Below are 20,966 nucleotides of genomic sequence, written 5' to 3' on the forward strand. Positions count from 1 at the left end.
GTAGAATCGGGCTTATTTTTGATTCCTGAAAAGATAGCCATTTACCCATGACAGATCAGCTTTTCGCCAAGGAAACGATCCCAATCAGCCTCGAAGAGGAAATGCGCCGCTCCTACCTGGATTACGCCATGAGCGTGATCGTGGGCCGGGCGCTTCCCGATGTGCGTGATGGCCTCAAACCGGTACATCGTCGCGTGCTGTTTGCCATGCACGAACTTTCCAACGACTGGAACCGCGCCTACAAGAAATCGGCGCGTATCGTAGGCGATGTCATCGGTAAATATCACCCGCACGGTGACTCGGCTGTTTACGACACCATCGTGCGCATGGCGCAGGACTTCAGCCTGCGTTACCCGCTGGTGGATGGCCAGGGCAACTTCGGCTCGGTGGATGGCGATAGCGCGGCTGCCATGCGTTACACCGAAATCCGCATGGCGCGCATTGCGCACGAGCTGCTGGCGGATATCGACAAGGAAACCGTGGATTTCGGGCCCAACTACGACGGCTCCGAACACGAACCGCTGATCCTGCCGGCCAAGATCCCCAACCTGCTGATCAACGGCTCCTCCGGCATTGCCGTGGGCATGGCCACCAATATTCCGCCGCACAACCTCACCGAAGTGGTGGATGCCTGTCTGGCGCTGCTGGCCAATCCGGAACTGACCATCGATGAGCTGATCGACATCATTCCGGCACCGGACTTCCCGACCGCCGGCATCATCTACGGCACCGCGGGGGTGAAAGAGGGCTACCGTACCGGCCGCGGCCGCGTCATCATGCGCGCCCGCACCCACTTTGAAGACATCGGCAAGGGTGACCGTCAGGCCATCATCGTCGACGAGATTCCGTACCAGGTGAACAAGTCGCGCCTGCTGGAACGCATTGCCGAACTGGTGCGCGACAAGCAGATTGAAGGCATTTCCGATCTGCGCGACGAGTCGGACAAGTCCGGCATGCGCATCGTGATCGAGCTCAAACGCGGCGAAATGCCGGAAGTGGTGCTCAATCACCTGTTCAAGCTCACCCAGCTGCAAGACAGCTTCGGCATCAATATGGTGGCCCTGGTCGATGGCCAGCCGCGCCTGTTGAACCTGAAGCAGATCATCGACGAATTCCTGCGTCACCGCCGCGAAGTCGTTACCCGCCGCACCATCTACGAACTGCGCAAGGCGCGCGAGCGTGGCCACATCCTGGAAGGTCTGGCCGTTGCGCTGTCCAACGTGGATGACATCATCGCACTGATCAAGGCCTCGGAAACCCCGCCGGCTGCCAAGGTGGCGCTGATGGCGCGTGCATGGCGCTCGGAGCTGGTGGAAGAAATGCTGTCCCGCGTGGACCAGAGCAAGGCACGCCCGGACGGGCTGGATGCCGAGTTCGGCCTGCACCCGGATGGCTACCGTCTGTCCGACGCGCAAGCCCAGGCCATTCTGGAAATGCGTCTGCAACGCCTGACCGGCCTGGAGCAGGACAAGATCGTCGGCGAATACCGCGACATCATGGCCATTATCCTGGACCTGATCGACATTCTGGAACGTCCGGAGCGCATCAACCAGATCATCGGCGACGAACTGCTGGCCATCAAGACCCAGTTCGGCGACGGCCGTCGTTCGGAAATCGAACCGTTTGGCGGCGACATCAATATCGAGGACCTGATCACCCCGCAAGACATGGTGGTGACCATCTCCCACACCGGCTACATCAAGACCCAGCCGATCGACGATTACCGCTCGCAGCGCCGTGGCGGTCGTGGCAAGCAGGCTGCCGCCACCAAGGATGACGATTTCATCGACACCCTGTTCGTGGCCAACACCCACGACTACGTGCTGTGCTTCTCCAGCAAGGGTCGCTGCTACTGGATCAAGGTTTACGATCTGCCGCAAGGCGGTCGCAACAGCCGCGGCAAGCCGATGGTGAATGTGCTGCCGCTGGCCGATGGCGAGAAGATCAACGCACTGCTGCCGATCAAGGCCTTCACCGATGCTGATGCCGTATGCGACGACAACGAAGATGATGAAGCCGCCGCCCTCAAGGCCAAAGGCCCGTTCATCTTCATGTGTACCGCCAACGGCACCGTGAAGAAAACCCCGCTGGAAGCCTTCTCCCGTCCGCGTACTGCCGGCATCATCGCCGTGCGCCTGGATGAGGGCGACAACCTGATCGGCGTGGCACTGACTTCCGGCAACGACCAGATCATGCTGTTCTCCGATGCCGGCAAAGCCGTGCGCTTCAGCGAAACCAATGTGCGCGCCATGGGCCGTACCGCCGGTGGCGTGCGCGGCATGATGCTGGGCGAAGGCCAGCAGGTGATTTCCCTGCTGGTGACCAATTCGGAAGAGCAGCAAGTGCTGACTGCCAGTGATGGCGGCTATGGCAAACGTACCCGCACCGGCGAGTTCCGTCATACCAGCCGTGGCACTCAGGGTGTGATTGCGATGGACCTGACCGACAAGACCGGCTTCAAGCTGGTTGCTGCCAGCCTGGTGGAAGACAGCGACGACGTGATGCTGATCACCACCGGCGGCGTGCTGATCCGCACCAAGGTATCCGAAGTGCGTGAAACCGGCCGTTCGGCACAGGGCGTACGCCTGATCAACCTGGACGAGGGCGAGAAGCTTATCGGCCTGGAAAAGGTGGCAGAAGGCGAATCCGACGAGGAAGTCGAAGTTGTTGATGGCGATGCGGTTGACGGTGAAGATATCGCCGCACCGGCAGCTGACACCACCAGCGCAGGGGATGCCGAGGCATGACGGCAACACCTGCCAATCCGCAGGTGCTGGAGACGATGAGCAAGCTCTTCGTCTCCCTGCCGCACTGTGCCACCCTTGGTTTCCAGTATCTGGGCACCGAGGGTCGCCGCCCGGTGCTCAAGGTGGAGTGGCGGGAAGACCTGGTGGGCAACCCTGCCAGCGGCACCATCCACGGAGGGGTGATCACCTCGCTGGTGGATACCACCAGTGCCGTTTCGGTCACCGCCTGCCTGCCGGATTTTGAAACCATCGCCACGCTGGACCTGCGCATCGACTACCTGAAGGCAGCCACACCGGGCAAGGCCATCCACTGCCGTGCCGAGTGTTACCGCCTGGCCAGCCAGATCGCCTTCACCCGCGCCGTGTGCTATCACGACGACCCCGCCGACCCCATCGCCCATGGCGTAGCCACTTTCATGCGCGAATCCAGTCGCGCCTCGATGTTGCAGGAGCCAAAACCATGAGCGATTTCATGGAAAAACTGGCCAGTCTGCGCGATGCCAAGGACTTCACCGCCCTGATCGACGCCATTCCCTATGCCCGGCTGATGGGCGTGGAAATGCTGGAAGACGAAGCAGGTGAGTTGCTGTTCCAGCTGCCTTTCGCCGAGCGCAATGTCGGCAACACGGTTCTGCCGGCACTGCACGGCGGGCTGATTGGCGGTTTTCTGGAAAATGCAGCACTGCTGCACCTGATCTGGCATCGCGAATCGCTGGAAGCACCCAAGATTGTCGATTTTTCCCTCGACTACCTGCGCTCCGGCCGACCGCAAACCCTGTTTGCCCATTGCGAGATCACCAAACAGGGCAAGCGCGTAGCACATGTATTGATAGAGGCCTGGCAAGAAGACCGCCGCAAGCCGGTGGCCGTGGCACGGGCCCACTTTCTGCTGACGCAGTGACACACAGGCATGGCCTGCCGGGTCATGCCGCAAGTTTGAAGCAATGACTGAGGACAGACATGGCCAAGGTGTATAACTTTTCCGCCGGACCGGCAGTTTTGCCCCACGATGTTCTGGCGCAAGCCCAGAGTGAAATGCTGGACTGGCACGGCTCCGGCATGTGCGTGATGGAAATGAGCCATCGCGGCAAGGAATTCATGGAAATCATCCATGATGCCGAGCAGGATCTGCGCGAGCTGATGCACGTACCCGCCGGTTACAAGGTATTGTTCCTGCAGGGTGGTGCCTCCATGCAGTTTTCCATGGTGCCGCTCAACCTGCTGGGCGGCAAACAATCAGTCGACATCGTCAATACTGGCCACTGGTCCAAGCTGGCCATCAAGGAAGCACGCCGCTATTGCAGTATCAACGTGGTGGCTAGTAGCGAAGACCGCAACTTCGCCTACATCCCGGCAGAAAATACCTGGCAGCGCGACCCGAATGCCGCCTACCTGCACTACACCTCCAATGAAACCATCGGCGGTTTGCAATTCCCCTTCGTACCGTCTGACGAAGGCGTGCCGCTGGTTTGTGACATGTCGTCCGACTTCCTGTCACGTGAAGTGGATGTCAGCAAGTTCGGCTTGATCTATGCCGGCGCGCAGAAGAATATCGGCCCGTCCGGCCTGGTGGTGCTACTGGTGCGTGAAGACCTGCTGGGTCGTGCTCGTGCCGATCTGCCCACCATGCTCAACTATCAGGTGCATGCCGACGCCGACTCCATGTACAACACCCCGGCCACCTATCCCATCTATATCGCCGGCCTGGTGTTCAAATGGCTGAAGCAGCAGGGCGGGGTAAAGGGCATGGAAAGCCGCAATGCGGAAAAGGCCGGTTTGCTGTATCACACCATTCAGGCCAGCGAAGGCTTCTATACCACCCATATCGACGAACCCTTCCGTTCGCGCATGAATGTTGTGTTCCGCCTGAAGGACAATGCGCTGGAAGAAAGCTTCCTGATGGAAGCGCGCAAGAACGGTCTGATCCAGCTCAAGGGCCACCGCGTGGTGGGCGGCATGCGCGCCTCCATCTACAACGCCATGCCGATTGAGGGTGTAAAGGCGCTGGCCAGCTTCATGCAGGACTTTGCCCGCCAGAACGGCTGACGACGATGTGACAGGGCAGATTGTTCTGCTATCGCTACACTGTGTGCAAAAACCCGTGGCCAACACGGGTTTTTTCTTGTGCGCAGCGGTTTTATGATGGATGACCATAACAATATCGGAAATCATCCCATGGACCGCTCCATTCAACGCTTGCTGCTTGCGGGCGGCCTCATCGTGTCACTGGCCATGGGCATTCGCCATGGCTTCGGTTTTTTCATGCCGCCCATGACCAGCGCCTTTGGCTGGACCCGCGAAAGCTTTGCCTTTGCACTGGGCATGCAGAACCTGATCTGGGGTCTGGCCCAGCCGTTTGCCGGCGCACTGGCAGACCGTCATGGCCCAGGAAAGGTGCTGCTGGGCGGTGGTCTGCTGTACGCACTGGGCTTGTTGCTGATGACGGTGTCGGCCAGCCCGGTCATGTTCTCCCTGTCGGCCGGTGTGCTACTGGGGCTGGCGCTGTCCGGAACCACCTATAGTGTGATCTTTGGCGTACTGGGCCGTACCGTGCCGGCAGCCTATCGTTCGCGTGCCATGGGCCTGACCGCCGCTGCGGGTTCTTTCGGTCAGTTTGCCATGGTGCCGATCGAGCGCTCGCTGATCGACGGCATGGGCTGGATCCCCGCCTTGCTGGTGCTGGGGGCTTGTGCCTTGTTGATGCTGCCATTGGGACGATCACTTACCCATCAGGCTGCGTCACTGCCGCAGACGGCGCAGCCACACACCCATCCGCACTTGCTGCAGGGGATGTTGCATACATTCAGCCGCGCCTGGACCGAAAAGGGCTTTCGCTTGCTGATGGCTGGTTATTTCGTTTGTGGTTTCCAGGTCGTGTTCATTGGCGTGCATCTGCCCGCTTATCTGCGCGATCACGGCATGGGCGGCAATATCGCCAGTCTGGCACTGGCGCTGATCGGCCTGTTCAATATTTTTGGCACTTTCATTTTCGGCGAAGCTGGCAGCCGCTATGCCAAGCCGCCGCTGCTTGCCGGTATCTATCTGGCGCGCAGCATTGCCATCGGCCTGTTCCTGCTGCTGCCGCTGTCGGTGCCCTCGGTGCTGGTATTTGCCTCGGTGATGGGCTTTCTGTGGCTATCCACCGTGCCGCTGACCAATGGCGTGATTGCCAGCCAGTTTGGTGTGCAGCACCTGGGCATGCTGTCCGGTGCGGTATTTTTTTCCCATCAGGTGGGTAGCTTTCTTGGGGTGTGGCTGGGTGGGAAACTGTACGACCTGAATGGCAATTACAACATCGTGTGGGGCATTGCCATTGTGCTGGGCGTTCTGGCTGCCCTGGCTAACCTGCCGATTCGCGAGCGTGCCTCTGCGGCCTTTGCCGACAAGGCTGCGGCATGAAAACCGTGCTCGGTGTGGCGTTGGCGCTGCTTGCCTTGCTGGTTTTGCTGTTGATGTATCAGCAGCCACGCTTCGTTATGGCCTTTGCTGATCTGATTACCGCCTGTTTCTGATTTTCAAGGAGAACTCATGCTGAGTAGCGAGATGTTTGCGCGTTTGCACGCCATTTGGGAGCAGGGTGAGCATCATGATGCCGTCACGACCGAACGCGCATTGAAAAACCTGTTCATCACGCCGGATACCGGGCGCTTCCTCTACCAGCTATTGCGGCATGCCAATCCGCAACATGTGCTGGAGATCGGCACATCCAACGGTTATTCCACCCTGTGGCTGGCGCTGGCCTTGCGTGATCGTGCGGGCCGCATCAGTAGTCTGGATATTCTGCCGGCCAAACAGCAACAGGCGGCGCGGCATTTGCAGGATTTTGCTCTGCAGCACAAGGTGGATCTGCATTGTCTGGATGCTGCCAACTATTTGCAGACAGCTGAAGCTGGCAGCGTGGATCTGGTGTTCCTGGACGCAGATCGCAGCCGATATACCGATTACTGGCCAGATCTGTGCAGGATTCTGCGTCCGGGTGGGCTAATCGTGGTGGATAATGTCCTGTCGCATGCAAGCGAATGTGCAGATTTCATTCGACTGGTGCTTGCGACGGAAGGCTATCTCGCGGAAACTTACCAGATTGGAAAAGGCCAGTTTGTCATAGTGAAAGATTGATTACGTGTCAGAAGAACTGCTGAAGCAACACCGCGACGCCATCGACTCCATCGATGCCCAGATCCTCCATCTGCTTAACAGCCGTGCCAGTCATGCTCGCGAGATCGGTGAAATCAAGGGTGGTGGCATCATCTATCGCCCGGAACGTGAAGCCCAGGTACTGCGCCGTATCCAGCAGCTCAATCCCGGTCCGCTACCCAATGAAAGCGTGGCACGGCTGTTCCGCGAGGTGATGTCCGAATGCCTGGCGCTGGAAAAACCCTTATCCATTGCCTACCTGGGACCGGAAGGCACCTTTACCCAACTGGCTGCCATCAAGCATTTTGGCCATGCCGCACGCACCGTGGCCTGCGCCTCGGTGGATGAGGCTTTCCGGCTGGTGGAATCCCGCGCGCTGGATTATGTGGTGGCCCCGGTGGAAAACAGCACCGAAGGCGCAGTTGGCCGTACGCTGGACCTGATGGTAAGCAGCCCCTTGCGTATTTGCGGTGAGGTGGTGCTGCGCATTCATCATCACCTGCTGCGCAAGGAAGACGGCATGGCTGGCATTACCCGCGTGTATGCTCATGCCCAGGCGCTGGCGCAATGTCACGAATGGCTGAACAAGAACCTGCCGGAAAATGTCGAGCGCATGTCGGTGGCCAGCAATGCCGAGGCTGCACGCCTGGCCGGTGAAGATCCGCAGGCTGCAGCCATCGCCGGGCAGGCCGCTGCCGAGCGCTACGGGCTGGTCAAACTGGCTGAGAACATTGAAGACGAGCCCAATAACACTACACGCTTTCTGGTGCTGGGTAATCAGCAGGTTGGTGCAACCGGTCAGGACAAGACTTCCATTGTGGTGGCTGCGCCCAATCGTCCGGGCGCCGTCCACCAGTTGCTGGCACCAGTGGCCGATAATGGTGTTTCCATGACCAAGTTCGAATCGCGCCCCTCGCGTGCCGGTTTGTGGGACTACGTGTTCTTCATCGACATGGAAGGTCATCACGACGACGCCAATGTCGCAACCGCGCTAGCCGGGCTGTCCGAGCGGACCTCCTTTGTCAAAGTGCTGGGTTCTTACCCGCAAGCGGTTTTGTAAGCAAGCATCATGTCCTGTGCAGCCGGGTCGGAAGCTTCCGCCCGGCTGTTCTTATTTGGAGAGTTTCATGAAGTCGGTTTGTCTGTTTTGTGGTTCCAACAAAGGGGCGCGTCCCGAGTACGTGGCGGCGGCCGCCACGTTTGGTCGTACGCTGGCCGAGCAGGGCATCACCTTGGTGTATGGTGCGGGCAATGTCGGGCTGATGGGTGTTGCTGCCGATGCGGCGCTGGCAGCGGGTGGCAAGGTGGTCGGAGTGATTCCGGAGTTCCTCAAGGCCAAGGAAGTAGCGCACTTGGGTCTTGACGAGCTATATGTCACGGAAACCATGCACCAGCGCAAAGCAAAAATGGCCGAGCTGGCCGATGGCTTTGTCGCCTTGCCCGGCGGTTTTGGTACCTTTGACGAACTGTTTGAAATTCTGACTTGGGCACAGCTGTCGGTGCACGACAAGCCGGTTGGCCTGCTGGATGTAGCCGGCTTCTACCAGCCACTGCTAGCACTGACGCGCCATGCAGTGGCGGAGGGGTTTGTGCCGGCCAGCAATATGGAACTGTTTTCTCATTCCCCGGATGTGGAGCACTTGCTGGACGCCATGCGTGCCTATCAGCCGCGCCAGACGTTGAAGTGGCTTGATCTGGCCAGGACCTGACCCCATCTGGCAAGTTATTGCCCCTTGGGAAATCGATATGGCCGATGAGCGCTGCACAGGCAGCAAGACATGGCGCTGGCGCATGCGTCGCCTGCTAAGCGGACCACTGGTGCTGCTGGCCGCCCTGTTGATTGCATTCGAGGAATTTGCCTGGGAGGAACTGTCCGCCTGGCTGGCGCAGCTTGGGCGCTTGCCGGTGTTGCGCCAGATCGAGGCCGTCATTGCCCGGGCATCGCCACCGGTGGCGCTCAGCCTGTTCCTGCTGCCGGTGCTGGGTCTGCTGCCGGTCAAGCTGGCCGCGGTGTTGTTGATCAGCCGTGGCCATGCGGTATCCGGCCTGCTTGTAATTCTGCTGGCCAAGTTGCTGGGAACTGCAGTGGCCGCACGTCTGTTTGCCCTGACGCGCAATCAGCTCATGTGTGTGGGCTGGTTTGCCCGGTCATACCAGCTGTTCATGCGCCTGAAAGCCTATGTTTACGGCCGTCTTGCCGCTTCCCGGGCCTGGCAGGCGGCACGGCGCGTGCTGGCCTTGTTGCGCAGCCGTATGCGGCGCTCGTCGGTGTGGTCGCGCCTGGGGCGGCGCATGTCCCGGCAGTGGCAGCATTTGCGCAAATAGCTGACATCGTTCGCGGTTGGCTTCTGATAAAATTGGTGTCGGCCTGACAATCTGACTGTCATGTCGGCATGACCGCCCCAATCCTTTTCGCAGGAATACAGCATGATTATCGTGATGACCCGTTACGCACAGGATGAACAGATTCAGGCTGTAGTCGACAAGATTCGCGCCGCCGGTCTGAGCGAGCATGTCTCCCGTGGTACCGAGCGAACCATCATCGGGGCGGTGGGAGATGAGCGGGTATTCAGTCCGGATGCCTTTGCCCTGATGCCAGGTGTGGAGCGGGCCATGCGGGTGGTAAAGGAATACCGCATCGTGTCAAGGGAAGTGCATCCTGCGGATAGCGTGGTGCAGGTGCGCGGCCTGGCCATTGGCGGGCCTGCCATTCATATCATTGCTGGCCCGGCTGCGGTAGAAACACCGGAACAGATGGCGCAGTCTGCGCAGATGGTGAGGCAGAATGGTGGCAGATTGCTGCGTGGTGGCGCTTTCAAGCCGCGCACCAGCCCCTATGCATTTCAGGGGGTGGGGGTGGAAGGGCTGGAGCTGTTGCAGCAACAGGCCCGCCAGCATGGTTTGCCCATGGTGAGCGAATTGCTGGACGTGCGGTTGCTGGATACGTTTCTGGAGTACGACGTGGATGTCATCGAAATCGGTGCCCGCAATATGCAGAATGTCGGTCTGCTCAAGGAGGTTGGTCGTATCAACAAGCCTGTCATTCTCAAGCGCGGCCCGTCTTCCACGCTGACCGAGTGGCTGATGGCCGCCGAGTACATTGCTGCCGGTGGCAATCACAACATCATTTTCTGCGAGCGCGGCATCCGTAGCTTCGAGTCGGCCTACCGCAATATGCTGGATCTCTCGGCCATTGCCGTGATGAAGCGTGAAACGCATTTGCCAGTAATCGTCGATCCCAGTCATGCAGCCGGCAAGGCGTGGATGGTGCCGTCACTGGCCAAGGCGGCGCTGGCGGCAGGAGCGGATGGATTGATGCTGGATATTCATCCGGACCCTGCCAATGCATGGTGTGATGGTGAGCAGGCGCTCAACCCGGCGGAATTCGGCCTGCTGATGCAGCAGCTGTCTGCGCTGGCAGCTTCGCTGGAGCGTGTCCTGGCTTGATGCCATCGTGTGCGACCAATAAAAAACCGGCTTGCGCCGGTTTTTTATTGCCATATTGGCTCAGGTCCAGCCTAGCAGGACAGGGGCTAACCAGCCCCCCAGCAGACTGCAGAGCAATGGTGACAGCAATGTACTGGCCAGCAATAGGCTCCATGAGAGTCTGCCTTGCTTGCTGCGCAGCAGGGCAAGCAGAAACAAGTGATAGAGCAGGTAGCTGATCACCACGATCATCGGCGGCAGCATGATATAGGCAGCCATTGGACGCCAGTCCAAAAACGGTGAGGTTAGCAGGCAGCCCAAGCCAAGCGTGAGTTGCGAGGCAAGCAGCGCAGTGATGCGGGGTGATTCTCCGGGAAAGCGTAATCCGCCGCGGCTGGCGCTGGCGGATGCCGGCAGCCAGATGGCAGCTGCAATCGCCAACCAAGCATAACTGTAGACCAAAGGGAGCCAGATGGGGCGCAGCGCTTGGTAGGGCTCGGCAAGGCGGATCATTGCCGCCAGCAGGAAATAACCGGCAACAAAAGCTGCAATCGCTACCGGGCTGCGGGCTGCAATCTGCCGCCACAGAATGTGCAACAGATACGCAGTCAGCAGCAGGATGAGAGCCCAGCCCCCGATTGTTGCCGTCATGCCTGTCCCAGTACACGCAGCAATGCTGCAGAAATGATCTCGCCCATTTGCGCCAGATAGTGCGTGTGCATGTCGAAGGTGAAGCGCTGGGCGTCATCGCTGGCCAGCACCAACAGGCCGAATGCAGTTCCACTGGCATCGGTCAGCGGTATCTGGCTGAATGATTGCAGTACCGGTGTGGCCGGGAACCAGCCCAGCACCTCATCATTGACATAGGGGCCGCAGTAGGGGGCTGACAGATTGCGTGCCAGCGCCTGAACCTCATGGCGGGCATTGTATAGCGGGGAGGATTCCGCCGCCGGATGCCACAGGCGCAATGCGATGCGATCCAGGGCGAAGTCCTGATGAAAGCAACTGGCCAGTCCATCGGCTACCTGTTGCAGGTTCAGGCAGCGTTGCAGTACCAGCGACAGGCGATGGGCGCTATGGATGATCTGGTCATTGGCTTCGCCGTGGCGAATGAGTTGATGCAGGCGTGCTTCCAGTTGCCGGTTACGGTCTTTCAGTTCCAGCATCTGGCGGTCGGCCAGTGAAACCACCACCCGGTCTTGTGGAACCTGGCTGCGCAGGCCGAAGCGGTCGGCATGGTGCTGAAGGAAGTCCGGATGGCTATCCAGAAAGGCCAGAACCTCTTCGCTTTGCATCAACATTCTCCTTGTGCGGCGCATGTGCGCATTGGCAATTCAGACTTCGATTTCGCCCTGGAATACAGTCATGGCCGGGCCGGTCATGCGTACCGGGTGGCCTTCGCCATGCCATTCAATCTGCAGGTCGCCACCACGGGTATGTACCAGTACCTTGCCATCGAGCAGGCCGCGGCGAATGCCAGCCACAACTGCCGCGCAGGCACCCGTGCCGCAGGCCAGGGTTTCGCCGGCTCCGCGTTCGAAAACACGCAGGCGGATTTCATGACGCGAAACAATTTGCATGAAGCCGGCATTCACCTTCTCGGGGAAGCGGTGGTGGGTTTCGATCAGCGCGCCCAACTCCTTGACCGGCGCGGTATCGACACTATCGACTACCTGGACGGCGTGCGGGTTCCCCATGGATACCACGCTGATGTCGCAACTGTAGCCGCCGGTATCCAGCGGATAGGTAATGGCTTCACCTTCGGCGACAAAGGGGATGTCCACCGGACGGAAGCGCGGCACGCCCATGTCGACAATGGCTTGGTTCTGGCCCAGGTATTCCGGAATGATGACGCCCTTGGCGGTTTCAACCCGGATGGCCTTCTTGTTGGTCAGTTTCTGGTCGCAGACAAACTTGGCAAAGCAGCGTGCACCATTGCCGCACTGTTCCACTTCACTGCCGTCATTATTGAAAATGCGGTAGCGGAAGTCGTTGTTTTCTTCCAGGGGAGATTCCACCAGCAGCATCTGGTCAAAACCAATGCCGAAGTGGCGGTTGCCTAGCTGGCGGATTCTGTCGGTATCGAGGGAGACGGTTTGTCTGACACCGTCAATTACCATGAAGTCATTGCCCAGGCCATGCATCTTGCTGAATTTGAGTCGCATCGGAAAAGGTCCGGTCTCAGGGTTGGCCAAATGCCTTCCATCATAACTGATATGCCATGCCTGTCCAGCGTTGGAGCCATTCGATTGACACCTTACTAACCAGTAAGTAAAGTTTGCTGATGAAACCTGCCACCGAAGCCAAGAGCGATACAAGCAAGCGCATCCTGGACATCGCCGAGGAACTGCTGCTGACGCGTGGCTACAATGCCTTCAGCTATCAGCACATCAGTTCGGCTCTGGGGGTGCGTAATGCAGCCATTCATTACCACTACCCCAAAAAGACTGATTTGGGCGTGGCGCTGATCCAGCGTTACCGCCGTCGCTTCCAGCGTTTTGTCGAGGCGCAGCTTGCCCTGACTCCCGCCCAGCAGCTGGAACGTTATTACACCCTGACCGATACCTATTTCGCGCGTGACCAGCAAATCTGCCCCAGCGGCATCCTGACCACCGAATACCAGACGCTGCCAAGCGAAATGCAGCAGGAAGCCAATGCCTTTGTCGATGAAATGCGTGACTGGGCAGTCAGCATTGCTGCGCGCGGACGCGCTGATGGCAGCATGCGCTATGCCGGCACACCCGAGGCCATGGGTTTGCTGATGCTGGCAGCCTTGCAGGGCGGCCTGCAGCTGGCGCGCACCGACCAGGCGGTGATCGAGGTATTGAAAATCCAGATTCGGGCCTTGCTGGGCCTGGATGTTCCACTTCCATGACATAAAACAGAGGGCTAACACGCATGGATTATCAGAAAAACAGCATGAGTCGCATTGCCGACAAAGTGGGCAGATTGCCAGTCGGCCTGCGCAGCAAGGTGCTTTCGCTGCTATTTGGCCGTTTTGTGCCGTTCCTGGCTACATCCGGCATCCGCTTTGAACAGGCAGGGCATACCAGCCTGACGGTTTCCATCCGCAACCGACGCAAGGTGCAAAACCATATCAAGGGCGTGCATGCTGCAGCAATGGCGCTGCTGGCCGAGACTGCCAGTGGCTTTGTCGTGGGCATGAACGTGCCGGATGACAAGCTGATGCTGCTCAAGTCGATGAAGGTGAATTACATCAAGCGCGCGCAGGGTGACATGCGGGCGGTGGCCACGCTGACGGACGGGCAGATACGCGCCATGTACGACACCGACAAGGGTGATGTGCTGGTGGATGTGACGGTGACCGACGAATCCGGCGAGTCGCCGGTGGTCTGTGAGATGGTCTGGGCCTGGGTGCCCAAGAAACGTCCGTAAGTAAGGGGTCCGACATGCAATGGCAGACATTTGATGTGGTGGTGCAGGGCAAGGTGGCTCTGGTGCGCTTCAATCGCGCAGACAAGGCCAATGCATTGAACCAGACCATGTGGCAGGAGCTGCAGTCGGTCATGGAGTGGGCAGATGCCGAAGCTGCGGTGCGCGCGGTAGTGTTGGCCGGGCAGGGCAGGCACTTCTGCTCCGGTATCGACCTGTCCATGCTGTTGGGCATTCAAGGAGCCATTGCCGACGAGTGCGAAGGGCGTCAGCGCGAGAAGCTGCGGCGGCTGATCCTGCAGTTGCAGGACAATGTGTCCAGCCTGGAGCGTTGCCGCAAGCCGGTGGTGGCAGCGATTCATGGTGCCTGTCTTGGCGGCGGGCTGGATATTGCTCTGGCGGCAGACTTCCGCTTTGCCGCAGCAGACGCGGTATTTGCCGTGCGCGAGGTGGATATCGGCATGGTGGCCGATGTCGGTACGCTACAGCGCCTGCCCACGGTAGTCGGGCAGGGCATTGCGAGGGAAATGGCACTGACCGGCCGGGATGTCACGGCAGAAGAGGCATTGCGCTTTGGTCTGGTAAACAGCGTCTTGCCCGATGCCAATGGCGTGCTGGCCGCAGCACTGGAAACGGCGGCGCTGATGGCAAGCAAATCGCCGCTGGCACTGCGTGGCAGCAAGGAGATGCTGAACTACTCGCGTGATCACAGCATGGCGGACGGCCTCAATCATGTGGCCACCTGGAATGCGGCCATGCTGCTGTCGGAAGACATCCAGAAAGCGGCCATGGCATCCATGACGCGACAGACGGCAAGCTTCCGCGACTGAGTGTTGGCGGCAATGCAAAAACGGCAGCTTGTGGCTGCCGTTTTTGTTTGGACGAAGCTGCGCTTATTGTGCTGCGCTGGCTGCCGCTGCGGTGGGCTTGGCCACCGATTCCCACTTGCCGTTCTTCAACTGGTACAAGGAAACGGTACCGTTGACGATATTGCCCTTGGGGTCAAAGGCGATATCGCCGGTCACGCCTTGCAGCTTGGTCTTGGCGATTTCCGGCAGGTACTTGGCCGGGTCGGCAGAACCGGCACGTTTCATCGCCTCGATCATCACGCGGGTGGCATCGTAGGTATACGGTGCATAGGCCTGGATGTCGGCATTGAAGCGCTTCTTGAACTTGTCGTTGAAGGCAGCAAAGCCAGGCATGCTTTCCTTGGGTGCGCCGGCGCTGGAGGCATAGCTGCCTTCTGCGTCCTTGCCACCCAGCTTGGCAAATTCAGCGGTGTTCACGCCGTCAGCGCCCATGTAGTCGGCAGTAATGCCCAGCTTGCGCATCTGCTTCACCATCGGGCCGGCTTGTGCATCCATGCCACCGTAGAACACCAGATCCGGCTTCTCACCCTTGATGGAGGTGAGGATGGCCATGAAGTCGGTGGCGCTATTGGTGGTGTATTCGTGCTTGATCACCTTGCCGCCAGCTGCTTCTACCGACTTGGCAAAGTCATCGGCCAGGCCTTGGCCATAGGTGGTGCGGTCGTCAATGATGGCGATGCGGGCGCGCTTGAGATCACCCACGGCAAATTTGGCCAGCGCCTGTCCCTGCTGCTGGTCGTTGGCAATGATGCGGAAGGTGTTCTTGAAGCCTTGCTCGGTGAATTTGGGGCTGGTCACCGAACCGGCAATCATCGGAATGCCTGCGTCCGAGTAAATCTTGGAAGCCGGAATGGCTGCGCCGGAAGTCAGGTGGCCGATTACGCCGGCAACCTTGTTGTCAACAAAGCGCTGCGCCACCTGGGTGGCGGTTTTCGGGTCGGCCTGGTCGTCTTCGGAAACCACTTCGAACTTGACCGGCTTGCCGTCCAGTTTCAGGTTTTCAGCGGTGGCTTCTTCGGCGGCCAGCTTGACGCCATTGTCGGCATCGCGGCCCCAGTGGGCAAACGGGCCGGTCAGCGGATTGGCAGAGCCGATCTTGACGACCACGGCATCGGCGGTACCGGCGGCAGCGGATGCATTTTGTTGCGGGGCGGCAGCTTCCTGCTTGCTGCAGGCAGTCAGTGCCAGTACGGCAGCGGTGATAAGGGTAATACGTGGGAGATACATGGAAATGCCCTGGTCTAATTAGAATTTGATGAGGGTCATTCGCCACGAAAGCTTTTGGCATTTCATGTCAGCATACCCCGGGGGTGGTGGGGTCTGTTGATGGCATTGAATGGATACAATCGACGCCACTGACCCGGACATTTTTGTTGTTCTGCAGCATTTCGTCAACCTCTGTGGCTGATCCAGATCAGATAGCGGTCACTGCACGCTTGCATTTGTGCCGGCAAAAATGAAAAAAGCGCAGCCTAAGCTGCGCTTTTACCCACGGTGAAGCAGGAATTACTGGGCTGCGCTGGCAGCAGCAGGAGCGCCGCCGACAGTGGATACCACTTCCCACTTGCCACCCTTAACCTGATACACGGTAACGGCACCGTTCTTGATGTCGCCCTTGTCATCAAAGGTGATCTTGCCGGTTACGCCTGTGTAGTCGGTCTTGCCCACTTCCGGCAGGTACACCTTCGGATCTGTGGATTTGGCACGCTTCATGGCATCAACCAGTACGCGTACGGCATCGTATTCATACGGTGCGTAGATCTGCACTTCGGTGTTGAACTTGGCCTTGAACTTGTCGTTGAAGGCAGTAAAGCCCGGCATCTTGTCACGCGGTACGCCGCAGCTGGAGGACAGTTGGCCTTCAGCCGCTTCACCTGCCAGCTTGATGAATTCCGGAGTCTGCCAGCCGTCACCACCCATCAGTTTGGCCTTGATGCCCAAACGGTTCATCTGCTTGGCCAGCGGGCCTGCTTGTGCGTCCATGCCGCCGTAGAACACGACGTCCGGCTTGGTAGCCTTGATGGAGGTCAGGATGGCGTTGAAGTCAGTCGCGGTGTTGGTGGTGAATTCACGCTTCACCACGTCCAGGCCTTTGGCTTTGACGGCTTTCTCAAACTCGTCTGCCAGACCCTGACCGTAAGCGGTGCGGTCGTCGATGATGGCGACCTTTTTGGCTTTCAATCCATCAGCAGCAAACTGGCCCAGCGCAGTACCTTGCTGTACGTCGTTGGCAATTACGCGGAAGGTGGTCTTGAAGCCTTGCTTGGTGTAGTCCGGGTTGGTGGCGGACGGGGAAATTTGCGGCAGGCCGGCGTCGGAGTAGATCTTGGAGGCCGGGATGGTGGTACCGGAGTTCAGGTGACCAACCACGCCAACAACGCCAGCATCTACCAGGCGCTGAGCAACCTGGGTACCGATTTTCGGATCACCCTGGTCATCTTCGGAAACCAGTTCGAATTTGACTTTCTTGCCACCGATCTCAACGCCTTCGGCGTTCAGGTCTTCAATGGCCAGCTTGGCACCAAATTCATTGTCTTTGCCCAAGTGCGAAATCGGGCCGGACATGGGGGATACTTGGCCGATCTTGACGGTGACGTCACCGCCAGCAGCTGCAGCCGCAGGAGCGGAGGCAGCACCGGCAGCCGGTTGCTCTTGTTTGCCGCAGGCAGCCAGGGTCATGGCAGCAGCAGCGATGAGGCTCAGACGAGCATACTTATTCATATTTTATTTCCCCTGATCTTATCTATGTAGACTTGGCGATCTCTGCGGGCAGTCTGATTAAAATTCAGACTTTACCCATTACTGATTCAGTCCATTCTTTTGGAATGGCCACCAGCTGCGCTGATTATGGGGAGCAGTTTGCGCGGGTGTCAACGGGGTTTATTCATTGCCTCGCAATTTATTTTTGTGTTGTCAGTGGGCTGCCCCAAGGGCTTGTGCACGTTGCTGGCGCAGCGTGGCATCTTGTTCTATAACTTCCTGCCAGCCTTGAAGATTTTTCTCCACAATGCCTGCCAGCGCAGCAATCCAGTGCGGGTTGTCATTCAGGCAGGAGATGTATCGGAATTCACCACCACCGGCCTGCTGGAAGCTATGTTTACCTTCCATGGCTATTTCTTCCAGAGTCTCCAGACAATCCCCAACAAACCCCGGGCAAATTACATCCAGTGATTTGCAGCCTTGCTTGCCTAATTGCTCGAAAGTGGCGCTGGTATAGGGTTGCAGCCATTCGGCCCGGCCAAAGCGACTTTGGAAACTGATGACATATTGCTCCTTGGGCAGCCCCAGGCGCTCGGCCAGCAGGCGACCAGTTTTCAGGCATTCGCAGTGGTAGGGGTCGCCCTTGTCCAGGGTGAAGCGCGGCACGCCGTGAAAGCTCATCAACAGTTTTTCCGCACGGCCATGCTGTTGCCAATGCGCCTGCACGCGCTGCGCTAGTGCATCGATATAGGCCGGGTCGTCGTGAAAATGCCGGACGGTCCGCAGCTCGGGCATGTTGCGCAGTTTCATCAGCACCCGGAATACCTCATCCAGGGCGGTGGCGCTGGACGAGCCGGCATATTGCGGATACAGAGGCACCACTAGCAGCTTGTCCACGCCCTGGGCACGCATTTGCTGGATGACCGATTCCACCGAGGGCTGGCCGTAACGCATGGCGTAATCCACCACCACATTGCGCAAGCCGCGCTCGCCCAGCAGGCCCTTGAGCAAGGTGGTTTGCTTGCGGGTATTCACCAGCAGGGGCGAGCCATCCTGGCTCCAGATGCTGGCATATTTCTCCGCCGACTGTTTTGGCCGGGTATTGAGGATGATGCCGTTGAGAATCAGCCACCAGATGGCCTTGGGTATTTCGATGACACGCGTATCCGACAAAAACTGCTTGAGGTAGGGACGGACTGCCTGACCGGTTGGCGCTGCGGGGGTACCCAGATTAATCAGCAGAATGCCGGTTTTGGCCTGGCTGTCATGAGAGAAGGGTGGTTCTGGAAGGTATCCGGACATGGGGTTCTCGCTACCTGTTCGGGTGAAAACTGCCGGCAGGATGGCCGGCAGTCAGGGTGTGGTTCTGTTTCTTTGTCTTGCGGGTGGTTCAGTCTTCCCGGGCGGGTACCAGTACGGTACGGTTGCCATTGGTTTCCATGGCGGAGACCAAACCGGCGCTTTCCATCTGCTCGATCAGCCGTGCGGCGCGGTTGTAGCCGATGCGCAAGTGGCGTTGTACCGAGGAGATGGATGCCTTGCGGGTTTTCACCACGATGGCCACGGCCTCGTCGTACAGCGGGTCGGCTTCGCTGCCGCCATCCGCCTCGCTGGCCGCCGCCGCGCTGCCCTCATCGGCTTCGGCCTGGCCGCTGAGAATGCCTTCGATATAGTCCGGTTCACCGTTGGCTTTGAGGAATTCCACTACATGATGGACTTCATCGTCGGCCACAAAGGCACCATGTACCCGATTGGGGTAGCCGGATCCTGGTGGCAGGTAGAGCATGTCGCCCTGTCCCAGTAGTGCTTCAGCACCCATCTGGTCGAGAATGGTGCGGCTGTCTATCTTGCTGGATACCTGAAAGGCAATCCGCGTCGGGATGTTGGCCTTGATCAAGCCGGTTATCACATCCACTGACGGGCGCTGGGTGGCCAGAATCAGGTGAATGCCGGCGGCGCGCGCTTTTTGGGCCAGACGGGCAATCAGTTCTTCAATTTTTTTGCCGGCTACCATCATCAGGTCGGCCAGCTCGTCGATCACCACCACAATCAATGGCAATGTATCCAGCGGCTCCGGGGTTTCTGGGGTCAGGCTGAAGGGGTTGGGAATCTTCTCGCCGGACTTTTCCGCATCCTTGATCTTCTGGTTGTACCCGGCCAGATTACGAACGCCCAGTTTGGACATCAGCCGGTAGCGGCGTTCCATCTCGCCCACACACCAGTTGAGCGCATTGGCAGCCTGCTTCATGTCGGTGACCACCGGGGCCAGCAGATGCGGAATGCCCTCGTAGACCGACAGTTCCAGCATCTTGGGGTCGACCATGATCAGGCGGACTTCCCGCGCGGTGGATTTGTACAGCAAGGACAGAATCATGGCATTGATGGCCACTGATTTGCCCGAACCAGTGGTGCCGGCCACCAGCACGTGCGGCATCTTGGCCAGATCCACCGTTACCGGCTGACCGGCGATGTCCTTGCCCACGGCAATGGCCAGGCGCGAGCTCATGTTCTGATAACCATCCGAACCGATAATTTCCGACAGGCGCACAATCTGGCGCTTAGGATTGGGCAATTCCAGGCCCATATAGGTTTTGCCCGGAATGGTTTCCACCACGCGCACTGAGACCAGGGACAGGGCGCGGGCCAGGTCTTTCATCAGGTTGACAATCTGTGCGCCTTTGACGCCGACGGCAGGTTCGATTTCATAGCGGGTAATCACCGGGCCTGGGTAGGCGGCAATCACTTTGACGTCCACGCCAAAGTCGGCCAGCTTGCGTTCGATCAGACGCGAGGTGTACTCCACGGTTTCGGCTGATACCGGCTCGTGCTGGTCTTTGGGGGCTTCCAGCAGGCTCAGGCCCGGCAGCTCGCCGCTGTTCGGGTCGGCAAACAGCGACTGCTGCACCGGCTTTTGCGCTTTGGGCGACACCGGAATCTCGACCGTTGTGGCTTCAATGCGGACCGGAGGCTTGTCTTCCTGCTTTTTCTTTTCGCTGCTGACTTTGACTTCACGCTGCTGGGCGGTTTCGCGGCCGATTTCCCTATCCTTGCGCGCTTGCCAGCTGTGCCATAGTTTCAGCACACCATCTTCCAGCGTGCCACCGATTTTTTCCATGATGTCCAGCCAGGACAAGCCAGTAAACAGTGAAAAGCCGATTGCCCCGGTAACCGATAGCAGCAGATAGGCACCAGACTGCCCCAGACCATGGCCCAGTGCCTTGCCCAGCCAGTGCCCCAGCATGCCGCCCGGTGCCAGTGGCAGATTCAGTTGTTTGCCGGAAAGTACGATGCCTTCCACGCTGGAGCTGGACAGCAGCAGCAGAAAGAAGCCGCCCATGGCAGCCAGCGTCATCGGATTGAGTCGGAAACCCAGCGTTTCCATGCGGCGGTAGCCCCAGGCGATGGCAACCAGGCAAAACACCACCAGCCACCAGGCGGACAGGCCGAAAATATAGAGCAGCATGTCTGACAGCCAGGCACCAAAAGCACCACCGTAATTACGTACGGTGGGGTCGGAAGAACTATGGGACCAGGAGGGGTCTTGTGCAGAGTAGCTGGCCAGTACCAGCACCAGGTAGACCGCAGCCACCGCCATCAGCAGCCACCATGCCTCGCGCAGCAGGCTGGCTAGCTTGGGTGGCAATGGCGTTTGACTGTTTTTGACGACGGCCTTTCTTTTGAAAAGTCGCATTTTTCT

At 58.9% G+C, this 20,966-nt stretch carries 20 protein-coding genes; 13 read left to right on the forward strand and 7 right to left on the reverse strand.

Annotation, left to right across the window (positions count from 1 at the left end; genetic code table 11):
- The first annotated feature begins 47 nt into the window (after positions 1 to 47).
- The 10 genes from gyrA to aroF all read left to right on the forward strand — a co-directional run bounded on the left by gyrA (position 48) and on the right by aroF (position 10,328).
- Positions 48 to 2,747, forward strand: a complete 2,700-nt coding sequence (gene gyrA, locus GSR16_RS09215; protein ID WP_159876673.1) for a DNA gyrase subunit A — start codon at positions 48 to 50, stop codon at positions 2,745 to 2,747.
- On the forward strand, positions 2,744 to 3,211 hold the full coding sequence (locus GSR16_RS09220) for a PaaI family thioesterase (protein WP_159876676.1): 468 nt from the start codon (positions 2,744 to 2,746) through the stop codon (positions 3,209 to 3,211). Before gyrA ends, GSR16_RS09220 begins: the two co-directional genes overlap by 4 nt.
- Positions 3,208 to 3,648 (forward strand): PaaI family thioesterase, encoded by a 441-nt coding sequence (locus GSR16_RS09225; RefSeq protein ID WP_159876679.1) that lies wholly within the window; start codon positions 3,208 to 3,210, stop codon positions 3,646 to 3,648. The genes GSR16_RS09220 and GSR16_RS09225 overlap by 4 nt, the downstream gene beginning before the upstream one ends.
- A gap of 59 nt (positions 3,649 to 3,707) precedes the next feature.
- Positions 3,708 to 4,793: a 3-phosphoserine/phosphohydroxythreonine transaminase gene (gene serC / locus GSR16_RS09230; protein ID WP_159876682.1), complete on the forward strand. Its 1,086-nt coding sequence runs from the start codon at positions 3,708 to 3,710 to the stop codon at positions 4,791 to 4,793.
- Positions 4,794 to 4,922: 129 nt separating this feature from the next.
- Entirely contained in the window at positions 4,923 to 6,146 is a 1,224-nt protein-coding gene (locus GSR16_RS09235) for an MFS transporter (protein ID WP_159876685.1), read from the forward strand.
- A 129-nt stretch (positions 6,147 to 6,275) separates the two neighbouring features.
- The gene (locus GSR16_RS09240) at positions 6,276 to 6,863 is read left to right on the forward strand and encodes an O-methyltransferase (RefSeq protein WP_159876687.1); all 588 of its coding nucleotides are present in this window, start codon (positions 6,276 to 6,278) and stop codon (positions 6,861 to 6,863) included.
- A 4-nt stretch (positions 6,864 to 6,867) separates the two neighbouring features.
- Positions 6,868 to 7,941 carry a prephenate dehydratase gene (gene pheA, locus GSR16_RS09245; RefSeq protein WP_159876690.1) on the forward strand — a complete coding sequence of 358 codons (1,074 nt, stop codon included), beginning with the start codon at positions 6,868 to 6,870 and terminating at the stop codon, positions 7,939 to 7,941.
- A gap of 67 nt (positions 7,942 to 8,008) precedes the next feature.
- Complete coding sequence (locus GSR16_RS09250) at positions 8,009 to 8,590, forward strand: LOG family protein (RefSeq protein ID WP_159876693.1); 582 nt, start codon at positions 8,009 to 8,011, stop codon at positions 8,588 to 8,590.
- A gap of 37 nt (positions 8,591 to 8,627) precedes the next feature.
- Complete coding sequence (locus GSR16_RS09255) at positions 8,628 to 9,206, forward strand: hypothetical protein (protein ID WP_159876696.1); 579 nt, start codon at positions 8,628 to 8,630, stop codon at positions 9,204 to 9,206.
- A gap of 102 nt (positions 9,207 to 9,308) precedes the next feature.
- On the forward strand, positions 9,309 to 10,328 hold the full coding sequence (gene aroF, locus GSR16_RS09260) for a 3-deoxy-7-phosphoheptulonate synthase (RefSeq protein ID WP_159876700.1): 1,020 nt from the start codon (positions 9,309 to 9,311) through the stop codon (positions 10,326 to 10,328).
- A gap of 60 nt (positions 10,329 to 10,388) precedes the next feature.
- Here aroF and GSR16_RS09265 read toward each other — a convergent pair whose 3' ends face one another.
- The 3 genes from GSR16_RS09265 to dapF are packed head-to-tail and all read right to left on the reverse strand — an operon-like array spanning position 10,389 to position 12,472.
- On the reverse strand, positions 10,389 to 10,958 hold the full coding sequence (locus tag GSR16_RS09265) for a hypothetical protein (protein ID WP_159876703.1): 570 nt from the start codon (positions 10,956 to 10,958) through the stop codon (positions 10,389 to 10,391).
- On the reverse strand, positions 10,955 to 11,602 hold the full coding sequence (locus GSR16_RS09270; RefSeq protein WP_159876706.1) for a DUF484 family protein: 648 nt from the start codon (positions 11,600 to 11,602) through the stop codon (positions 10,955 to 10,957). Before GSR16_RS09270 ends, GSR16_RS09265 begins: the two co-directional genes overlap by 4 nt.
- 39 nt (positions 11,603 to 11,641) lie before the next feature.
- Complete coding sequence (gene dapF, locus GSR16_RS09275; RefSeq protein ID WP_159876709.1) at positions 11,642 to 12,472, reverse strand: diaminopimelate epimerase; 831 nt, start codon at positions 12,470 to 12,472, stop codon at positions 11,642 to 11,644.
- A gap of 119 nt (positions 12,473 to 12,591) precedes the next feature.
- Between dapF and GSR16_RS09280 the strand changes: the two genes are divergently transcribed.
- The 3 genes from GSR16_RS09280 to GSR16_RS09290 are packed head-to-tail and all read left to right on the forward strand — an operon-like array spanning position 12,592 to position 14,530.
- Positions 12,592 to 13,182, forward strand: a complete 591-nt coding sequence (locus GSR16_RS09280; protein ID WP_159876712.1) for a TetR/AcrR family transcriptional regulator — start codon at positions 12,592 to 12,594, stop codon at positions 13,180 to 13,182.
- A 44-nt stretch (positions 13,183 to 13,226) separates the two neighbouring features.
- Entirely contained in the window at positions 13,227 to 13,703 is a 477-nt protein-coding gene (locus tag GSR16_RS09285) for a DUF4442 domain-containing protein (RefSeq protein ID WP_240902637.1), read from the forward strand.
- 14 nt (positions 13,704 to 13,717) lie between these two features.
- Entirely contained in the window at positions 13,718 to 14,530 is an 813-nt protein-coding gene (locus tag GSR16_RS09290) for a crotonase/enoyl-CoA hydratase family protein (protein WP_159876716.1), read from the forward strand.
- Positions 14,531 to 14,593: 63 nt separating this feature from the next.
- Here GSR16_RS09290 and GSR16_RS09295 read toward each other — a convergent pair whose 3' ends face one another.
- From GSR16_RS09295 to GSR16_RS09310, 4 genes are all read right to left on the reverse strand, one after another.
- A complete protein-coding gene (locus tag GSR16_RS09295) occupies positions 14,594 to 15,796 on the reverse strand; it encodes a branched-chain amino acid ABC transporter substrate-binding protein (protein ID WP_159876718.1) in 1,203 nt (400 codons plus the stop codon).
- Between the two features lie 279 nt (positions 15,797 to 16,075).
- Positions 16,076 to 17,290, reverse strand: coding sequence for a branched-chain amino acid ABC transporter substrate-binding protein (locus tag GSR16_RS09300; protein ID WP_159876720.1), 1,215 nt, complete (start codon positions 17,288 to 17,290; stop codon positions 16,076 to 16,078).
- Positions 17,291 to 17,482: 192 nt separating this feature from the next.
- Positions 17,483 to 18,571, reverse strand: a complete 1,089-nt coding sequence (hemH, locus tag GSR16_RS09305; protein ID WP_159876722.1) for a ferrochelatase — start codon at positions 18,569 to 18,571, stop codon at positions 17,483 to 17,485.
- A gap of 88 nt (positions 18,572 to 18,659) precedes the next feature.
- Positions 18,660 to 20,960 (reverse strand): DNA translocase FtsK, encoded by a 2,301-nt coding sequence (locus GSR16_RS09310; protein ID WP_159876724.1) that lies wholly within the window; start codon positions 20,958 to 20,960, stop codon positions 18,660 to 18,662.
- Positions 20,961 to 20,966 lie beyond the last annotated feature (6 nt).

Source organism: Aquitalea denitrificans (assembly GCF_009856625.1).
Taxonomy (GTDB): Bacteria; Pseudomonadota; Gammaproteobacteria; order Burkholderiales; family Chromobacteriaceae; genus Aquitalea; species Aquitalea denitrificans.